Raw genomic sequence first — 19365 nt, 5'->3', positions numbered from 1 at the left:
AAAGAGCTAATAAAGAATCTATTTAGACAGGCCTTCCTCTTAGATCCAGCCCCCATCGCGAACCGTTCGGGCTGAGGAGGCATTCATGCCGTCTCGAAGCCTTAGCCCAGAACTTGAACATTTGTACTAAGGCTTCGAGACAGCGCTATGCGCTTCCTCAGCCCGAACGGCTCAAAGTAATACCACGTTCTCTTATCCGAAACTCACGTGCGGTTAAGGCTTATGCATGAGATCCAAAGATCTAATCCTAGCACGCGAGATTTCTGGACTCCATCGCTGCAAGGCTTTATTTAACACCTCTTGCGCGAAAATAATAAGTTGGACGTCTCACATACTGATATGCTCTAATGGCACCCAATTAACGTGGGTATCAGATAAAGAATCTATTGAGAGCCAGCCTCCATCTCGAACCGTTCGGGCTGAGGAGGCATTCATGCCGTCTCGAAGCCTTAGTCCAGAACTTGAAAATTCGTACTAAGGCTTCGAGACAGCGCTATGCGCTTCCTCAGCCCGAACGGATCAAACTAAAACCACGTTCTCTTATACGAAACTCACGTTCAGTTAAGACCCGTGCTTACTTCGCGTGGCTTGTCCACGGAATCAAAGAGCTAATAAAGAATCTATTTTAGATCAAGCCTTCCTCTTAGATCCAGCTTCCATCGCGAACCGTTCAGGCTGAGGAGGCATTCATGCCGTCTCGAAGCCTTGGCCCAACACTTGAAAATTCGTACTAAGGCTTCGAGACAGCGCTAGGCGCTTCCTCAGCCCGAACGGGGCAAACGAAAACCACGTTCTCTTATCCGAAACTCACGTTCAGTTAAGACCCGTGCTTACTTCGCGTGGCTTGTCCACGGAATCAAAGAGCTAATAAAGAATCTATTTTAGATCAAGCCTTCCTCTTAGATCCAGCTTCCATCTCGAACCGTTCGGGCTGAGGAGGCATTCATGCCGTCTCGAAGCCTTAGTCCAGAACTTGAAAATTCGTACTAAGGCTTCGAGACAGCGCTATGCGCTTCCTCAGCCCGAACGGATCAAACTAAAACCACGTTCTCTTATATGAAACTCACGTTCAGTTAAGGCCCCAGAGATCTAATCCTAGCGCAAGATTTCTGGATCTCGTGGACAAGCTGCAGGAAATCTAGATGAGAAGAGTTTACTCAAGAACGTGATTTTTTATGTCGAACTGTTTTTAATTAGGTTTTTGTAGTCTAAGGAATCTTTTTGGTTTTTTTAACTGCTCTGGGTTGAAGCCGATTAGGTTGTTATCTCTTTTTTTTGTAAGCTAAAATTTGTGTGAGTAAAGTAAGTGTATTCACGAGCCTAAATCAACTGGATAAAGGATTCGAAATGATTGTAAGACAAATTTAAAGCTAAGGTGAGAAGATTTCTTTCCATGTAATAGAGCCTAGTCTAACATAATTCTACGAAGGAGGTTATAAACGATTAAATGAACCCAAATCTCTTTTCTTGCCCTAGCAAAGTTTTTCCCTCTTAAAATCCCCATACCCATAGTTTCTTTAATAGAATAGAATTTAATACACTAACGAGAGGACTTTTACCTACAGAGGTGGTACAAATGTCCATACAATGATCTTTTGCATTTTTTAGTTTCTTCAGAAAAAACTCTGATAAGGCAAAGAGATCTCGTTTTCAACTTATCTTTTTTATGCTTGCGTAAAATCAAATAAATCTTTATAGGTATGGAAATTCATCGCATCATCTTCAGTCACTGCTAAATTATATTCTTCACTGAGAATGGCGAGCAGTTCTACAATTTTTAAAGAATCTAAATGCAAGTCCTCTATTAAAGCAGTTTCATCATGAATTTCATCTGCGTTAGAACCCGATAATTTGGCAATAATATTCTTTAATTCACTCTCAGTAATTTTCATAAATACCCCTTAATGTTCTTGAGAGGCTAGATAATACCATGAAACTAAAGAACTTACCCCCAAAACAAGAAATATTGTCGCTAAGGAATACTGCCCATACCATTTACCAAGCGCAACAATACCCGTAGATAATGCTGCACTTAAATCTTGCATACAAGCATATAAAGCACCTACCGTGCCTGCCATATGCGGGAAAGGATGAAAAGCTCCGGCAAAGGCATTAATAAAAGTAAAACCAACCCCCACACTAAAAAAAGAAACAGGAATCATGATGGATAAAACATTTTTCATCCCTAAAAAAGCCAGGCAAAGCATGGTGAGGCCACCAATAATCATAAAAATTACCCCAAGAAACACCATATGAGATACTCCTTTGCCCATCACCATTTGACTATTAATGATCCCACTCACACAAATTGCTCCTGCAATAAAAATAGTCAATTGACCAAACTCTATGGGACTCAATCCTAAGACATCTTGAAAAAGAAAAGGAGCAATTGCAAGATAAGCAAGTAACCCTGCGCAAGCAAAACACGCGCATAATGCATAACCTAAAAAAACTTTTGAGCGCAATAAAGTGAAGTAATTCTCCCGCATCACTCTTATTTTGGTTGCCTCTGGATTAAGATTTTTATTGGTTTCTGGAAGAGTACATAATGCAAAAAGCCATATGACGATACCTAACACGAATAAACATAAAAAATTAATGCGCCACCCAAAATGTTCTTGAATATATCCACCTAGGACAGGAGAGGCAACCATAATAAAAACGCTCACGATACCTACATAGGAACCAATTTTTGATAAAACTCTATCTGTAAAAAGATCTCGAACTAAAGAGCGCCCTACTGAACCACAACAACCAATACCAAAACCTTGAATAAAACGACCAATGATTAAAACGAAAACTGTGGGTGCTAAAAAGCAGCATAAGCTGCCCAAGATGCTTAAACCAACACCAAACATTAACGGCGGTTTGCGACCAATTTTGTCGGACAAAGGACCATAAAATACATGTGAAATGCTTAATCCAAGCATAAAAAGAGAAAGCGTTAATTGAATTGACGCTTCATTCGTATTAAAAACTTTAGTAATAGCAGGTAACGACGGAACATACTGATCGGTAGTCATTTGCATCAAGACCATGAGCATTAAAACTACAAAAACCAACAAAGGCTGTAATGAGACTTGGTGCATATTATTTTTTTCGTGCATTAAAAACCCTTTCCAACATAATTACGCATTAATTCTTATTTCACAAATAATCAGATCATACATAACGCTAAAACAGTCAAGCAACAAAAAAAACCAACAAACCAAATTGCTGATCTTAGCGAAGCCATATCCATGATATAAAAAAAGCTATAAATAATTCGTGAAACAATATAAATAACCGCCAAGACTTGAACTGCTGTGCCCACATGATTTGTAGCAATTGCAGCCAACACAGCAATGGCAAATACAAGCAAGGACTCAAAACTATTTTGATGCGCAGCCACAGCTCTTGCACCCATTCCTTCTAATCTAGCCTGTTGCAACCTTGGGTAATGATTGTCGTATTTCCCCTCTTTTTGCATAAAACTGGCAACAACGAGCTTTAGAAGATAAGGCAGCAACGTTGCAAGAAACAAGCATACAATTAAAATGGTCATCAACCAATCTTCCTGATTGTAAATAAAAATTGAATCATCATAACGGGAATGTCACCCCAGTACAATGCTCTCTAATTTATAAATGCTTAGCTCCATAGTCTTAATTATCTAAAGAACATCAGTTTTCTTGACATAGAATACTTTCTACCTTTGAATCTCTTCTGTTATGATAAGTTTATCAAGCAGTTATTATTTAAAGGATTAATACTATGGTGCAAGAGGAATCAAAAAAAAAATCCAAAGGTCATATCATTTTATCATCACATCCAGCTGGTCATACAGCTGTACCTTTAAAAATAAAATGGGGGGCCCAAGACCCTAAAGAGCGAGGCCCAGTTATTGCTTCACTCACCAATATAAAAAATCGCAATGCTGTAGGCACTCATTCTGGATCTTATTCTGTTTACCGAGCTCTTGCTGTTGCCGCAGGGGTTTTGGATCCTGAACATGTTCCCGATCTAACCGATACCACCCCGCCAGTTGCTATAGGCCCACACCATCAATGGAGCGGTACTCAGAAAATTATCTCTCTTGATCCATGGGGGCATCTCGTAGCCAGCGTATTCTCCGAAGAGATTAAATCAGGATACGACATTCGACCAACAATCGCTGTGACCAAAGCCCATATTAATATTCCTGAATTACATACAGCGATACAAAAAGGCCGATTAAAACCAGATGGAAAAATATTAAAAGAATCCGGTGATGTCGCCGTTACTAAAGCAGCCATAGAGCCTGTCTGGTATCTACCGGGAATTGCTGAGCGCTTTGGAGTTTCAGAGTCGCGCTTACGTCGCACCTTATTTGAACAAACAGCAGGAATGTTTCCTGAACTGGTTACACGCACTGATTTGGATGTTTTTTTACCTCCTATTGGCGGATTAACCGCCTATTTTTTTGGTGACGTTACCACCATCCATGATCCTAAAATTGAACTCACTTGCCGTATTCATGATGAGTGTAATGGTTCTGATGTTTTTGGTTCTGATATTTGCACGTGTCGCCCTTATTTAGTTCATGGAATTGAATTATCTATTGAATCCGCACAAAAAGGTGGGGCTGGGTTGATTGTTTACAATCGCAAAGAAGGCCGAGCATTAGGAGAGGTCACTAAATTTTTGGTCTATAACGCTCGCAAAAGACAAAAAGGTGGAGACACGGCAGCCAAATACTTTGAACGAACGGAATGCGTCGCAGGCGTTCAAGACATGCGTTTTCAAGAACTAATGTCCGATGTCCTACACTGGCTGGGCATCACTAAAATTCATCGTTTTGTGTCCATGTCCAATATGAAATATGATGCCTTACTCAAATCAGGCATTAACATCGCAGAACGTGTCACCATACCTGATGAACTCGTTCCACCCGACGCACAGGTAGAAATGAATGCCAAACGAGCAGCCGGTTATTACTCCCCGGAGCGTATTGTAGATATCAATGAATTAGCAAAAACCAAAGGACGTGATCTCCATGAGTAATAAACAACCAGAAATTGACCAAGTTATTGCGACACTTATGGATCCTCGAACGATCCGAATAAGGTCACAAGCAATTCTCGATCTAATAAAACACGATCAATCAGCATACTTCGTCTTAGAACCTGAAAAAATGACCAGCACTGCATCCTTTATTATTGATGTGATTCAGGATAACTATCCCACTTTAGATATTCCTTATCATAGTCGGTGGCGACATTTTGAGGCCGGAGGTATCGATCGCATAAAAAAAATGCAAGAACAATTAAGTTCCTTATCCATTGAGGAGCGTGGAAAAATTCTTTATGAACTCGTTATTATCAGCGTATTTTTAGATGCGGGTGCGGGCCAATATTGGAGCTACCAAGAACCAGAAACAGGAGTTACCTATTCACGCTCAGAAGGCTTAGCATTAGCCAGTTTATCACTTTATCAAAGGGGTGTTTTTAGTTCCTATTCATCTGAACCCTTTAGAGTAGATGCAGCACGCTTATTGACCCTTAGTGAACACGAGCTTCAACAAGGTTTTCAAGTCACTCAAAGCAACCCTTTGGAAGGTATTTCCGGACGACTTGCCTTATTAAATCGATTAGGATCACTCATACAGCATGATGAGCAACATTTTGGCAAAGACCACCGATTAGGCAATTTTTTTACTTACATCAGCTCATTAGCAAGCCATAAGCGGCTCACAGCACCACAAATTTTTCAAACAGTACTGAATACATTTAATGCAGTCTGGCCAGCCAGGCTTTTATTTCATGGTATTTCCCTCGGAGACGTTTGGCAACATAAGGCATTAAAAACCAATGAACTGGGTTCTGAATATATTCCATTTCATAAATTATCCCAATGGTTAACCTATTCATTGATCGAACCTTTAGAACATGCTGGAATTTCAGTGACGCATCTTGATGAACTCACTGGATTACCTGAATACCGAAATGGTGGATTACTGATTGATAGTGAGTTACTCCGTATAAAAGATAAAAAAGATCTGGAAAAAGCACACTTACCTGATGCAGAAATTATCGTAGAATGGCGTGCCCTCACTGTAGTTTTATTAGATGAGTTAGCTGATTTAATCAGAAAAAAATTACGAAAAAATCAGACTGAATTACCCTTAGCTAAGATTTTGCAAGGCGGCACTTGGGAAGCAGGACGGCGAATTGCCAGACAAAAACGCTCTCTAGGCACCCCTCCTCTCCAAATTATTAGTGATGGAACCGTTTTTTAATCAAGAAAAAAGTAGGGTCTGTTTACAATTCGCTAGCTTGAGTCAAAATGCTTTGATTTTCGAGCAGCGAAGCGCAGCATACACGAAGTATGTGAGCATCGTAGCATTTTGGCCAAGAAAGTAGAATTGGAAACAGACCCTAGCTGGATGAACACGTTTTATGGAGTAACTAATGAATAATCAACATGTTGTTGTCGTCAAACACCCATTAATTCAGCATAAATTAACAATTATGCGTCGAAAAGACACAAGCACAGTTAAGTTTCGCGCCCTAATGCACGAAATTAGCATGCTTTTGGCTTATGAAATAACTCGTGATTTGGAAATAGAATATGAAGTAATCGAAACTCCTTTAGCGTTAATGGAATCTCCTGTTTTAAAAGGTAAAAAAATGGTGTTTGTTTCTATTTTGCGCGCTGGCAACGGATTAGTCGATGGCATGTTACAACTTGTACCCACAGCAAGAATTGGGCATATTGGTTTATATCGTGATCCTATCACATTAGAACCCATTGAATATTATTTCAAACTTCCAGAACACACCCAAGATCGCGATGTCATTGTCGTTGATCCCATGTTAGCCACTGGCAATTCTGCCATTGCAGCAGTCAATGAAATAAAAGCCTTAGGCCCTAAATCCATAAAATTTCTCTGCCTTCTTGCCTCCCCTGAAGGAATAACAGCGTTCCATGAGGAACATCCAGAGGTGCCAATTTTTACTGCAGCAATAGACCAACAGCTCAATGAAAAAGGCTATATTATTCCTGGTTTAGGCGACGCAGGAGATAGACTTTATGGAACAAAACTGGAATGCTAGGTCCTGAAAATTAAATTTACTTTACAGATGAGTAAAAATTGCGGTACAAAGCAAGTTGAACTTTATATTTTTACTCAGATACATATAATATTGTTGAGACATTATCCCAATAGTGTTAAAATAGAACAGAATATGCTGGGTATACATCTAAGGGTTGTTTTAATGGCATCGAATGAATCTACAACGCTACTATCACCGCTAACCGCAAATAAAAAATCATGGACAAAAAACAATACAACTTGGATGTTAAGTCTTTATGGAACTGCTGTTGGAGCAGGAACTCTTTTTCTGCCTATTGATGCTGGACTCAATGGGATTTGGCCATTAATTATAATGACCTTACTCGCATTTCCGATGACCCACTATTCTCATCGCGCTTTATGCCGTTTTGTTTTATCAGGCTCTACGACAAAAAATGATATTACCAATGTAGTAGAAGAACATTTTGGTGTTTTTTCAGGACGAATCTTAACTGTCTTGTATTTTTTTGCAATCTACCCAATCCTACTGATGTATAGTGTAGCAATTACCAACACTACTGAAAGTTTTCTTGTGCATCAATTAGGTGTTTCAGCACCTCCAAGAGCACTTTTAGCCATCATCCTTATTCTTGCATTAATGGCCATAGTCCGGTTTGGACAAGAAATTATAGTAAAATCAATGTCCGTACTGGTTTATCCTTTTGCAACAATTCTTTTATTTTTATCCATTTATTTAATTCCCAATTGGAATGATGCCATTTTGCAACAAAATAACGCCTTACATGCTAATGGTGGCCATGGATTACTGATGACTTTATGGTTAGTTATCCCTGTGATGGTATTTTCGTTTAACCACTCTCCTATTATTTCCTCTTTTGCTGTAAATCAAAAAGAGCGCTATGGGCATGATGCCGATCGTAACAGTACGTGGATTATGCAATACAGTCATTTATTGATGGTATTTTCAGTCATGTTTTTTGTATTTAGCTGTGTTTTTAGTCTTTCTCCTCAAGACTTATTACAGGCGAAACAACAAAACATCTCTATACTCTCCTATCTGGCAAATCACTTTAAAACGCCTTTGATTGCTACTGTTGCACCAATCATTGCTTTTATTGCAATTTCCAAATCGTTTTTAGGCCATTATCTGGGTGCGAAAGAAGGACTAAGCAGTATTATTATGAATCTGTTCAAACCCTCAAAAATAACACTCAGTGACACTAAATTACAGCGAATTGTGGAAATTTTCATGATATTGACCTGCTGGTTAGTCGCTACGATAAATCCCAATATCTTAAAAATGATAGAAACGCTGGGAGGCCCCATCATCGCCATACTTCTGTTTATCATGCCCATGTATGCGATTGCTAAAATTCCAGCAATGAAAAAATATCGCACCGCAGTGATCAGTAATGTGTTTACTACCATTATGGGCATTATTGCGATTTCAGCGATAGTGTATGGTTTGCTTTGAGCTTACAGACATATTGTACTGATATTGCAATAAACTCTCCCAAGCCTATTAGTTACTGTGTTGAAGAGGAGATCGTGGTGGAGAATTTGACTCCTGTAATTGCTCCCCTTCTACACTCTTAGGTTTAATGTCGTTTAAAGCCTCTTTCATTGAGTTTACTTTCTGAATTGACGTTGTTTGTTTCGTATAGAAACCCGCCGTAAATACAAAAGCTACTGCTTTTGCTATATTGAAAAATATGCTTTTCCATCCTCTGGCGTGTTTTAATTCACTATTTTGGGCTTCTCGAATATGGTTACTACAATTATCAACAAATGCTTTTTTATTTGTGTCATTAGGTTCTTGCTTAATAAATTTATTTCTTTCATCCACTAAATTATTGTAAAATTTTTGTGCTTCTAGAGCAGCAGAGGAATGACCTCTAGTCTCTAGACTTATAGCCTGTTTTTTTACTTCCTTTAATTGTTCATCGAAACGTTTTAGTAATGGGGTAAAGTTTTCGGGTAGAGGCTCTAAACCCTTAAACTGAAGTTGTGATGGTTGGCTTGAACTTCTTGGAATGTTGGGTGGACGACTCTCAACTGATGGACGAGGATGTTCAACTGAAGAAGGAACACTACCTGTATAGGGTGATAAATTACCTGTGGGTGTTTCAGCAAGGGTTTTATCTAAGGAAGATTGGTAGTTCACTGTAGCTGGAAAAAGAGAACGTACAAATGCAAATTTATCCATAGTAACTGCTAATGCATGCTCAGGAGAATGTCCCATTCCAACAGCCCAAGGATCTACAATTAATGTTCCTGATGGAAAATTTTCTTTTGTTAATTGCTCAGGTGGTTGTGGTAAAACAGTTCCTTTTGGAACAAGCAAAGTTATGTTATGCTGATACTGGTCTGTTTTTTTATTGTACATGCTACCTATTACAGCCACATCATAATCTTTTCTTATTTCGGGATCATCTAATAAGACGCCTGCTGAATGATAAGCAAAATTACTACATTCAGACACTCGCACAGGCAATTTTTCATTATCTTCATTAAGAGTAAACCCCATTTTTTTATTTCTATTCTTTGCGAAATTAATCAACCCTTGCGCAGTATCTGGAGCAATTAACTGAGGTGAACTCCATTGATTAAAAGGCGGAGTTCTTGATAGGGGATTCTTACTGTATGCATCATAACGCTTTTCGCTTGCAACACCCTCTGGAGATTTTCTATTAAGACACCAGCGGAAAGTTCCAATATCAGCAACTACAAATTTCTGATATTGTTCTTGTATTAACCTATCTCTTATTTGTTTAGGCGTTGGCATAACACATCTCCAATAAATCACTTAACCAATATGTCATTTTTTTTGATCATATTGTTAATTTTAAGTGTAGCACTTTTTTCGAGATTGTTTTATTGACTTTCTTTAGGAAAGTTCTTTTTTAGATTTAATCGATAGTGACACTATCAAGATTTATTTCAATATACTTATGCCAAAAACATACAGGGATAAACTAAGTCATTAAATGAGCTCTAGGGTGATAAATCCAATATTTGAGATTCTTGTTGATCATCGTGAATTTTTTTTAAACTATTAATAAAAGTTAATTTACTTAATTTTGCCAGTTTAATTATTGGTTTCTCTTCACTGAGTTGATTCGTTTCAGTTTGTGTTTCTATTGGGTTACCTACTAAATCTAGATCTTTTAATCTTTTATTCATTTTAAGTACTTTCTCACCATTACCGGTAATTTGATTTGCACCCAGATGAAGAATAATTAGTGACGTATTGTCAGAAAAAGTTTTGGCACTTTTATCAGTAAGTTCATTCTTACCAATAAATAACGATTTTAGGACATTATTATTAGCTAATGCTATCCCACCAATATCAGTAATGCCGCAAGCACTTACTAATAGTTCTTGTATTGTCTTGCTCATTGATAACGCCATAGCACCATCATCATTAATAATGTTTAAACATAGATCAAGTATTTGAAGTTTTGATTTAGCTAAAGCTTTAGCACCAACTTCACTAATATCATTATAAAGAGCATATAGCACTTTAAAATTTTCATTATTAGACAAATAGATAGCCCCATCATCACCTATGTGATTAAAACTCACATCCAATATAGATAAGTGTTTATCTTCTGATAAAAATCGCGCTCCTTCAGGACCTATATCATTATGACTGAGATTAAGTTTTGAAATAGATGTTTGATTTATGAAAAGTTGAGTTCCTTTATCTGTTAGATTATTATGTGATAGGTTAAGGTTCGTGATGTCGGGATGTTTTTTTAAAAAGGCACAAACTGTAGGGATATCCGCATCTGTTAATTCTTGATACTCTAGGTTTAATTCTTGCTTGTTAAAATCATAACCCGTTTCCAATTGTGCTAATTCTAACATGTATACTCCTGAATTATTAACGTCCGACATGACATTTATTATACACAAGAGACTTAAATGAATCAATCTGTATTTTTATGCTCTTATTTATTTGATAGTAATTGGAATATTGAAATTTGATTGATAACGCACACAGCTACTTGCTCTTTAGAGAAAGCTCAAAATCTTAAGAATCACGCACGAGGACTAGAGCTCGGGAGCCCGTGGACAAGCCACGGAACGTAGACTAGAGCCTTAACTTCGTGTTATATCATTTTAGCGCAACCTGCGCTTAAATCAATCTTTTCACCAAGAGACAAGTATAAATGAATCAAAAAAACTCACTTCACTTTCATCTTTATACCCTCCTATAATTAGCTGCAAAACACACCGATACAAGCTTATTTTGCAGCTATAGCACTATATTAAAAGATTAGTTTTTTTATCATTATTTAATCATGTTTTCACCAGGCAGGGCTATTTTAATTCTCACCAAAATGTGAAACAATTTCCCATTCTCCATTTGAGTGTTTTTTCCATGCACGTTGAATTTCACCACTTACCCATTGAAAGCATTCAAGCTGGCCAATATCAAGCACGAGAAGATTTTAACACTACTGCTTTACAAGAACTTGCCCAATCCATTGCCTCACAAGGCTTAATAGAACCGCTCATCGTGCGTACCATTGCGAAACATCGTTATGAAATTATTGCCGGAGAAAGGCGCTGGAGAGCTGCAAAAATAGCAGGATTGCAAACCGTACCGTGCCTTATAGGAAACTACACGGACAAGCAAGCTTGTGCCCTTACCTTGATCGAAAACATTCAACGCGAAAATTTAAATTTGATTGAAGAAGCAAGTGCCTATCGACGTTTAATTGATGAATTTAATTATCAGCAAGATGAAATAGCCACTCTGGTAGGAAAATCACGTAGCCATATTGCTAATATTTTACGCTTGTTAAGCCTAAGTGAACCAATAAAAAATTTAATTCGTGATAAAGCCTTATCCCTAGGTCATGCCCGCATGCTCGTAGGGCTTGATGTTGCTCAACAAGAATATTTGGCGGTTCAAGCTATAAACGAACAGTGGTCAGTAAGACAACTCGAACAGGCAGTAAAAATACAAAAAAATAATGCACGCTCTTTTCCTCAAAATGCTAAAAAAGATCGTGATGTGGAACGCTTACAAAGCGTCTTAGCGGAACAAGTAGGCGCTCCTGTACAAATAATAAATGATACTGATAATGGCGGATGGCTCAAAGTAAAATTTTATGATAATGATACGCTTGCGGGACTTTTGGAGCGTTTGGGCTTGCGATATGATTAGAACATGCTTATCTCTTCAAGAAAAAGAGGAACGACCTTGATGAAAAAGACGTTAATTGGCGCATTTTTCGTGACATTATCCTCGGTATCACAAAGTGCTCGGGTACAAAATGAAGTCGATAGATTAATTAACCAAATGAATCCGAACGTTAATCTTGGCGCCGTTGTTGTTGATCTTACCTCAGGAGAAACTTTATATAGACGCAATGCTGGACGATTATATATCCCTGCAAGCAACATGAAGCTTTTTTCCGAAGCCGCAGCATTAATGGTTCTTGGACCTGATTACCATTTTAAAAATCAACTCAGTATGGGAGCAGGCAAAATACAGCAAGGTGTTTTACAAGGAAATGTTTACCTGCAACTCAGCGGTGATCCTTCTTTTAGTCGAGAGGACCTCAAAAAACTTCTGTCTTCTTTAAAAGAATTAGAGATTCATACCATTCAAGGTAATGTCTATATTGACAGCAGCGTAGCCGAAGTGAATCCCTATCCTCCAGGGTGGCTAGCCTCTGACTTAGCATACAGTTATGGCGCCCCTAACGCACCAGTAATGCTTGATGCAAATCGTTTGACCGTTATTGTAAATCCAGGAACACACGCAGGTGATCCCGCCCTCGTTGAAGTAGATGATGGCGGAGGAAACATCACCTTAAATAATCAAGCAACGACTAAAGCCAAAGCTCAAGATTGTGGTGTAGGTTTTAGTTTAGATAAAGAAAATCATTTAACGATACGTGGTTGCGTGGGTGTTGGGCAATGGGCAGTACAACAACGAATGGCAATCAAAAATCCGTTAATGTATGCCCAGGCAATGATCCAAAGTCAATTGGCCAAAGAACATATTCAACTTAATGGTCAAGTGCAATTAGGTAAAACTCCGAGTAATTCATTATTAATAGCAACACAATATTCAAAACCTCTATCACAATTAATGGCTGATACATTGAAACCTTCTGATAATTTATATGCAGACAGCCTGTATTTACATGCAGCAGCAACACTTAATGGTTCTCCTGTTAACTGGCAATCGGCTCAACCTATAGTTAAAAATTTTTTACAATCTCAAACAGGCATTGATTTTACAAATGCAATCATTACTGATGGTTCAGGTTTATCTCGCTACAGCTTAGTCACTCCTGAACAAACCATATCCTTATTAAAGTTTTTATACCAACGCTTTCCTTTATCCTACGAATATATAGCTGCTTTGCCCATATCTGGACGTGATGGAACCTTACAAAAGAGGTTTCGCATCCCAAGCCAACAAGGTTTTGTGCGTGCTAAAACAGGTACTATGGTTGGAATAAATAGCCTTTCTGGATATCTTTATACCGCTAATGGCCATACCTTAGCCTTTGCTTTGTACGTCAACCGACAACCTGGAAAATCATCAGGTCCTGGACGCCCTGTTTTAGATGCGATATGTACTTATTTCTTAAAAAATAGTCCGAGTAGTAGCCGATTGAGTCGCGTTTTTTCACCACATCAACGCATTAGTTTTCAATTAAATCCGACTCAAGCTGAGAAACAAAAAGCGCATCAAGCGAAATGGAGGCGTTTGGAGTCTGCAATACGTATGTCTTTAAAAGACCAAGGTGTTAGTGTGATGTATCGTAGCAATGAACTTATCGTCAACGATAACCAAGGAGATCCTGGCAAAGTATGGTCCGCATTACAATCTGTTGTTAAAAAATATCCTTTTGCAGTGATGTTATCCTCCAAGAATTTAACGATAAATCCTGCTGGCGGCCCCACATTATTATGGGTAGAAACATTAGAAAATCCAAATCAAGTACAGCGAGTTTGGAGCATTCACGAAGCAACTTAAGAATAGATAAAATTATCCAATATTTGCCCCTAAAGTTTAAGTAAAAAATTATGGAGAAATTGATTGAAATCACTCTTTAAGCTTATTTTTTTAATCAGTTGGTTTATTCATGCCGCCTATGCAAATTTGAATTTTCTCACCATCAGTGACATTCATTATGGTGAAAATAACGTAGCTCGTGATGGAGAAGATACCGGACCAGAATTTCTCAACATCACGATGAAGAAATTCAAAAAATTAAGTAAACAGGTAGACTTTATTCTTTGCTTAGGTGATTTACCCACTCATTCATTATTTAATACCACTACAAAAGGAGCCTATGAAAAAAAGGTATTTGACGAATTATATGTAAACGACGTAGGCTTAAAACCCATTTTTTACGTTACTGGTAATAATGACTCTCTAAGTGGAAATTATCAACCTTTTAGAGCAAATGGAGTTTCTCCTTTAAATTTTGCTACGAATTGGCATGGAGCATGCGCTCATTGTAAGGAGCTAATTATTAACGATGATCACATGTATCATGATGGCTATTATTCAAGTTATGTCATCCCCGGAAATAAAAAAATCATCTTAATTGCGCTTAACGCCAATCAATGGGCAGAAACACCATTGCTCTCACCATACCCTCACCAGAAAAAAGATGCTTTAGAACAGCTATCTTGGTTGAACCAACAATTAAAAGAACACCATGCAGAACAATTATTAATCGCCATGCATGAACCACCAGGCGATTCCTATATTGGTAAACCAGTTTGGCGCAAACAATATTTAAAAAAATTTATAAACATACTTAACAAAAACCAACAATCATATGGAGAAATCACCCTATTAACCTCTCATTCCCATATGGATGAATTCAGAAAAATTCATTTGGACAATGGCACTAACATATATGGCTTCTCTACGCCAGGCATCAGTCGTAATCATCATAATTACCCTGGAATGAAGGTCTTCTCGCTGAACAAGAAAATGAAGGTTGATAATTTTACCACTTATTATACCAGTCACTTAGATAAGTGGGGAAACCAACAGTATCAGGCATTAAATAATCCCAATGCAATTTTTCCTTATTGTCGCAATAAAACTTTATCTCAATGCCTCAATGAATTGAATATGCAACAAATATGCGATTATGAGGAACAGGGGTTATTTTACGGAGTAAAAAGCCCTATAGTTCCAAATGATTGTAATAAAGTATATAAGGTTAACTAAATAATATTTTTTTATATCTAACTTAATTAAAGGACTAAGATGAAAGCACTTTACACAGCCACAGCACGTACACACGGCGGCAGAAATGGACATATTGAAACATCAGATGGCTTATTAAAAATCGACCTAGCGATGCCTAAAGAGCTAGGTGGTCAAGGCGGGGGTACAAATCCTGAAGAACTATTTGCTGCCGGATATTCTGCGTGCTTTGAAAGTGCCATTCGTCATGTAGCTCGATTAGAGCACATACCTCTTAAAGAAGCCTCTATTCTCTCTCAAGTCTCCTTATATCCAACCCCTGAAAAAGGATTTAAGCTTGGAATTGAAATACATGCTTATATAGAAGGTTTAAATCAAAAAGATGCGGAAGAACTAGTAGCAAAAGCAGATAAAGTTTGCCCATACTCAAATGCGACTCGTAATAATATTGAGGTGAAATTTAAAGTAATTACTGAATAACTATAGCCTGAAAAATACCCCCTTCCACAACAGCGGCGTTGTTAATCTATGCAACAACGCCGCAAAAGCGGAAGTTCTAAAGACAGCAAACTTGCTAAAAATTTCACCTTACAGCATCAGCTCTTACTAGGTTTAAGAACTAATTCATAGTCATTTGTTTCGAAACATGAAGATGCTCGTTAACTGCCGTTGCCAGTGCCTTAATCGCGTCTTCCAAACGAGTAGTTTTCTTACCCGCAAAAAAATCATAAATAGGATACTGATGTCTTTTTATTATTTTCATATTCTCAGTGTCTTTGGTAAATTTTTTTATCAATGTATCTATTTCATGCAAATTACCACTTTGACATTTCAGTTCAAAAACAAACTGTTTTAACAATTCACCTTCTTCGCGGCGTTGCGGACACCAGGATTGATCTAAATTGTTTGCATCGAAACAAATAGTATTTATTATTTTTGTCACATCAGCAGGCAAATGAGTATACGAAGCTGGGATACAAGGGTGGACCCTGTCTTCCGCTTCTTTACTGCATCTTCTTTTTATGGGTTCTGGTGGGGTAAATTTAAAAACCTTATTATAAGCTTCTTTAAACATTACAGCTAACCAACTATGGGTATCCATACTGGGATGTATGTCATCCCAAAACATATAACCATCTGCAGGAGAGATATGTTTCTCTTGATATTCTGGATTTTTTTGATTTTGTTTAAATTCTTCCGAATCAATATAAGGTGATTTTAATTTATCTTTATCAAATCCATAGTCTTCACAATGAGTGTATATATTTTTAAATGGAGTATTGACATCAAATACTGAAACATTCAAGGGTATATTTAAATCTTTATATTTTTCAATAAGTTGTTTTATTCTGGTTTCTAATTGATCATTAAAATATTCAGAACATTTGGCTGCATTTTCTTGTTCTTTTTTACTTTTTGCTTGAAATCTGGGAGTTAACGAAAGATCGGGTAAATTTAACAATACAAAATTTCTATAACCTTGCTGAATAAGAATTTCAAGATTTGCGATACGAGCACTCACTGCGTTATCCGCCTCAATTAAAGTTGGCTCTGCATTAACAGTCAGCAAATCATTAGCTCCAGACCATTCAATAATCAAGGTTTCAGATTTTTCTTGTTTAGTGATTTTATATTTTTTATCCTCATCAGAGAGTTGTCTTTGTTTATCTTCAAGTCTGGCTAATATTAACCTTAGAAACTCATATTTAGGATTTATTGTAAATTGTCTCACATAGTTATCAGAGGTTAACCCCGCTTCACAATAAAAACGTGCAAAACGTTCTCCTTTAAATAAAATATGTTTATCATTATTTAAACTAAATGCTTTTTCATTTTTTTTCAGTATGTTTAAATCATTAGTTAAAATTGCATCGCCTACATCAGCATTGCCCCGAGGATCATGGTTAATTTTTAATTTTTTTCTTACATAATCGATTTCAAAATCCTCAATAATCGCCGTTACAAAATAGTCTCCCCAAACAAATCCATTCGTAAATCTACCTCTAGGGGCATCAAACCCTACTTCATAAAAATCACCTAAAGGAATAAATCCAAATAATTTACGTTTATCAAAAGTTCCTCTATCAGACAAACTATCTCCAAGTACAACAATCCGGCTAATCTTAATCATTGCCACATTAATCTCCTTATTAATGATTATTGATTCATAACACTCACCTAAATTGCACAAAAAGAAAAATGTATCACCCAAATCATCTAATCCTTGATGATGCCTAAGGACGAACGATCAGAAATAAAAGATTACAAATTTTATGTAAAAGATAATCAGTAGCAAATAAAACTACGACTAGTAAAAAAAGAACAACTCTCCTGAAAAGCAACCTGAGGTGCTGAAAAACTCAACTTTATCCATCAAATAATTATTTGATGCATCATTTATGCCAAAATAGCGTAAGTTCAAGATAGAGATTTCATTCGATTCAATGCCTGCCTAGTGTCGTTCGGCCTGAGGAGCACTGCCATTAACTTAATGTCAGTTATGGATAAGAATATAATTATAACGAGTCTCTATCACGAACCGTTCGGGCTGAGGAGGCGTAGACGCCGTCTCGAAGCCTTGACATCGGGTTCAAAAGCACCTGTCAAGATTTCAAGCGGCGCTGATGCGCCTCCTCAGCCCGAACGCTCCGGGGTAATGATTCGCCTTCTTATCCCGCACTCACTTTAAAATAATGAGTTGGTTACTTGGACAGTTCCTGATAATATAAACTTATTTTTCTAAAAAAGTCTATGAAAAACAAACATTTTGATCTTATTGTCATTGGTGGCGGAAGCGGCGGTATTGCCAGTGCTGTGCGCGCTGCAAAATATGGTTCCAAAGTAGCAGTGATTGAAGCGAGTCACTTAGGAGGGACTTGTGTCAATTTGGGATGCGTTCCTAAAAAGATCATGTTCAATGCATCCATGATTGCTGACATGCTTCACCATGCACCTGATTATGGATTTAATTCTGTGACGGTACACCTGGATTGGCATACTCTTGTCAATCAGCGTAATTCATATATCGATAGGCTAAGAGAAAACTACGCAAAACGTCTATCTCAATACGACATCACGCTCATTCAAGGTAAAGGTGAGTTTCATAACGAACACACAATCAAAGTAAATGATGCGCTTTATCAAGCACCTCATATTATTATTGCAACTGGAGGCGAACCATCCCAACCACAAATTCATGGAATACAACATGCAATTGATTCAGATGGTTTCTTTTCCTTGACAAAACAGCCTAAAAAAGTAGCCGTAATTGGTAGTGGCTACATTGGTGTTGAGTTAGCAGGGGTCTTACATACTCTGGGCAGCGAAACTCATCTTTTAATGAGAGGCACAAAGCCTTTAAGTCGCTTCGACTCCATTTTAGGCGATACTCTGCTAGAAATCATGCAACAGCAAGGAATTCACATTCACCAAAATCATCGTGCCCAAGAAATAAATTTACATAGTGATGGTAGAAAATCGATTGTATGTCAAAGCGGCTCTATTATTCACGATATAGATGTGATCATTGTTGCAGTGGGGAGATCCCCTCGAACATCCCATCTGCAGCTAGAAAAGGCACACGTGACAACCGATAAGCAGGGTTTGATTTTAGTCGATGCTTTTCAAAACACAAGTACTAAAGGAATTTATGCTATAGGAGATGTTACTAACGCACCTGCGCTTACCCCAGTAGCTATAGCTGCAGGACGTCGCTTGGCAGATCGCTTATTTGGTCAACAACCCGATGCTTGCTTAAGTTATGAGAATATAAGTACGGTAATATTTAGTCATCCACCTATGGGAACTGTAGGTTTAAGTGAGGAAGAAGCAACTGAGCGATATGGTAAAGAACACATCAAAGTTTATCAAACTCGTTTTACACCCATGTTTGATGCTTTTACTACCCAAAAGACACCAACTGTAATGAAACTAGTTACTTTAGGTCAGGAAGAAAAGATTATTGGGCTCCATGTTATCGGATTTGGTGCCGACGAAATGCTTCAAGGTTTTGGGGTCGCTGTAAAAATGGGAGCATGCAAAAAAGACTTTGATAATACTATTGCTATTCATCCCACAAGCGCAGAAGAATTTGTAACTATGGTGTAAT

15 protein-coding genes are annotated in these 19365 nt (G+C 37.7%); 9 read left to right on the top strand and 6 right to left on the bottom strand.

What is annotated here, in order from left to right; translation table 11 throughout:
- Positions 1-1664: 1664 nt before the first annotated feature.
- Genes DYH34_RS04635 through DYH34_RS04625 form a run of 3 tightly spaced genes read right to left on the bottom strand, consistent with a single transcriptional unit; the run spans position 1665 to position 3544 of the window.
- Positions 1665-1892 carry an acyl carrier protein gene (locus tag DYH34_RS04635; protein ID WP_058465012.1) on the bottom strand — a complete coding sequence of 76 codons (228 nt, stop codon included), beginning with the start codon at positions 1890-1892 and terminating at the stop codon, positions 1665-1667.
- A gap of 9 nt (positions 1893-1901) precedes the next feature.
- The gene (locus tag DYH34_RS04630) at positions 1902-3107 is read right to left on the bottom strand and encodes a multidrug effflux MFS transporter (RefSeq protein ID WP_058465011.1); all 1206 of its coding nucleotides are present in this window, start codon (positions 3105-3107) and stop codon (positions 1902-1904) included.
- Between the two features lie 50 nt (positions 3108-3157).
- Complete coding sequence (locus tag DYH34_RS04625; protein WP_058465010.1) at positions 3158-3544, bottom strand: MAPEG family protein; 387 nt, start codon at positions 3542-3544, stop codon at positions 3158-3160.
- Between the two features lie 209 nt (positions 3545-3753).
- Here DYH34_RS04625 and DYH34_RS04620 point away from each other — a divergent pair, with 209 nt between their 5' ends.
- The 4 genes from DYH34_RS04620 (at position 3754) to DYH34_RS04605 (ending at position 8528) form a co-directional block, all read left to right on the top strand.
- Complete coding sequence (locus DYH34_RS04620) at positions 3754-5022, top strand: GTP cyclohydrolase II (RefSeq protein ID WP_058465009.1); 1269 nt, start codon at positions 3754-3756, stop codon at positions 5020-5022.
- A complete protein-coding gene (locus DYH34_RS04615) occupies positions 5015-6256 on the top strand; it encodes a URC4/urg3 family protein (protein WP_058465008.1) in 1242 nt (413 codons plus the stop codon). The genes DYH34_RS04620 and DYH34_RS04615 overlap by 8 nt, the downstream gene beginning before the upstream one ends.
- 172 nt (positions 6257-6428) lie before the next feature.
- Positions 6429-7073, top strand: a complete 645-nt coding sequence (upp, locus tag DYH34_RS04610; protein WP_058465007.1) for a uracil phosphoribosyltransferase — start codon at positions 6429-6431, stop codon at positions 7071-7073.
- A 162-nt stretch (positions 7074-7235) separates the two neighbouring features.
- Positions 7236-8528 carry a serine/threonine transporter gene (locus DYH34_RS04605; RefSeq protein WP_058465006.1) on the top strand — a complete coding sequence of 431 codons (1293 nt, stop codon included), beginning with the start codon at positions 7236-7238 and terminating at the stop codon, positions 8526-8528.
- Positions 8529-8576: 48 nt separating this feature from the next.
- Here DYH34_RS04605 and DYH34_RS18520 read toward each other — a convergent pair whose 3' ends face one another.
- Both DYH34_RS18520 and DYH34_RS04595 read right to left on the bottom strand, forming a co-directional pair.
- Entirely contained in the window at positions 8577-9839 is a 1263-nt protein-coding gene (locus DYH34_RS18520) for a hypothetical protein (RefSeq protein ID WP_058465005.1), read from the bottom strand.
- A gap of 209 nt (positions 9840-10048) precedes the next feature.
- The gene (locus DYH34_RS04595; protein ID WP_058465004.1) at positions 10049-10924 is read right to left on the bottom strand and encodes a leucine-rich repeat domain-containing protein; all 876 of its coding nucleotides are present in this window, start codon (positions 10922-10924) and stop codon (positions 10049-10051) included.
- A gap of 517 nt (positions 10925-11441) precedes the next feature.
- Between DYH34_RS04595 and DYH34_RS04590 the strand changes: the two genes are divergently transcribed.
- The 4 genes from DYH34_RS04590 to DYH34_RS04575 all read left to right on the top strand — a co-directional run bounded on the left by DYH34_RS04590 (position 11442) and on the right by DYH34_RS04575 (position 15737).
- Positions 11442-12233 (top strand): ParB/RepB/Spo0J family partition protein, encoded by a 792-nt coding sequence (locus DYH34_RS04590; RefSeq protein WP_058465003.1) that lies wholly within the window; start codon positions 11442-11444, stop codon positions 12231-12233.
- A gap of 39 nt (positions 12234-12272) precedes the next feature.
- The gene (gene dacB, locus DYH34_RS04585) at positions 12273-14063 is read left to right on the top strand and encodes a D-alanyl-D-alanine carboxypeptidase/D-alanyl-D-alanine endopeptidase (protein WP_058465002.1); all 1791 of its coding nucleotides are present in this window, start codon (positions 12273-12275) and stop codon (positions 14061-14063) included.
- Positions 14064-14126: 63 nt separating this feature from the next.
- Positions 14127-15278, top strand: coding sequence for a metallophosphoesterase (locus DYH34_RS04580; protein WP_058465001.1), 1152 nt, complete (start codon positions 14127-14129; stop codon positions 15276-15278).
- Between the two features lie 39 nt (positions 15279-15317).
- A complete protein-coding gene (locus DYH34_RS04575; RefSeq protein ID WP_058465000.1) occupies positions 15318-15737 on the top strand; it encodes an organic hydroperoxide resistance protein in 420 nt (139 codons plus the stop codon).
- A 139-nt stretch (positions 15738-15876) separates the two neighbouring features.
- On the opposite strand, the gene DYH34_RS04570 is transcribed toward DYH34_RS04575, so the two are convergent.
- Positions 15877-17388: an SGNH/GDSL hydrolase family protein gene (locus DYH34_RS04570; RefSeq protein ID WP_058465022.1), complete on the bottom strand. Its 1512-nt coding sequence runs from the start codon at positions 17386-17388 to the stop codon at positions 15877-15879.
- A 620-nt stretch (positions 17389-18008) separates the two neighbouring features.
- Between DYH34_RS04570 and gorA the strand changes: the two genes are divergently transcribed.
- Positions 18009-19364, top strand: coding sequence for a glutathione-disulfide reductase (gene gorA / locus DYH34_RS04565; protein WP_058464999.1), 1356 nt, complete (start codon positions 18009-18011; stop codon positions 19362-19364).
- Position 19365: the final 1 nt, after the last annotated feature.

It is taken from the genome of Legionella cincinnatiensis (genome assembly GCF_900452415.1).
Taxonomy (GTDB): Bacteria; Pseudomonadota; Gammaproteobacteria; order Legionellales; family Legionellaceae; genus Legionella; species Legionella cincinnatiensis.
Note: the sequence above shows the minus strand (reverse complement) of the source record. Positions and strands in the feature narration are given on the sequence as shown.